At 73.9% G+C, this 1,035-nt stretch carries 1 protein-coding gene; it reads left to right on the forward strand.

Annotated elements, in window-relative coordinates; all coding sequences use genetic code 11:
• Window positions 1-275: 275 nt before the first annotated feature.
• A partial coding sequence (locus H5J33_RS36360) for an MBL fold metallo-hydrolase (protein ID WP_181798936.1) occupies window positions 276-1,035 on the forward strand: 760 nt, incomplete at its 3' end.

Below are 1,035 nucleotides of genomic sequence, written 5' to 3' on the forward strand. Positions count from 1 at the left end.
CTGCGCAGACCCTCGGTGGCGGACGGGTTCGACGCGGTGTACGAGGTGCGGTTCGACGGCCGGGGCGGCTTCGAGGTACGGCCCTGAGCCGCCCGGAAGACCGTCCGCCGCGGACCGTCCGTGCCCGGGCGCGCAGAGCGCCCGGGCACGGAAACCACAAGACAGGCACGGGGTTCCGGTTCCGGCGGCCGACGGGATACCTCTGGAAGGGGGCGGGATGCCCCTGGCGGGGGGCGGCCCCGGACGGGGGCCGCCCGTGAGGAAGGAGCCCGGCCGTGGACGGATGGTATGTGGACGACCGCTGCACGAACTGCGACGTGGCCCGGCAGTTCGCGCCCGAGCTGATCGGCGAGGCCGGCGGGAAGTCGCGGATCCTGCGCCCGCCCGCCGGCGAGGCGGAGAACCGGCGCCTGCACGCCGCGGTCTTCGCCTGCCACACCCGCTCGATCCGGCCGGCGACCGGCCGTGCGGACCGGTCGCTGGACCCGTTCCCGCTGGCCCTGGACGACGGCGTGCTGATCTGCGGCCACAACTCGACCCACACCGCCGGCGCCAACTCGTACCTGCTGCTGCGGCCGTCCGGCACCCGGATGATGATCGACACCCCGCGCTGGAGCAGTGAACTCGCCGAGCGGTACACGGCCGGCGGCCCGGTCACCGATGTGCTGCTCACCCATCGCGACCACGCCGCGCACGGCCGCCGCTACGCCGACCACTTCGGCGCCCGGCTGTGGATCCACGAAGGCGACCTGGACGCGGCGCCGGACGCGGACGAGGTGATCCGCGGACCGGAACCACGGGAGATCGCCGAGGGCGTCACCGTCCACCCCCTGCCCGGACACACCCGGGGCAGCCTGCTGTACCTCGCCGACGACCGGTACTGCTTCAGCGGCGACAGCTTCTACTGGTCGCGTACGACCGGGGACCTGGAAGTCGCCGACAGCGTGACCTGGTACTCCATCGAGGAACTGGCCGCGTCCCTGGCCCGCACGGCGGACCGGCTGCGGTTCGAGTGGGTGCTGCCGGGCCACGGGG

This window comes from Streptomyces sp. WELS2, from assembly GCF_013870595.1.
GTDB lineage: Bacteria > Actinomycetota > Actinomycetes > Streptomycetales > Streptomycetaceae > Streptomyces.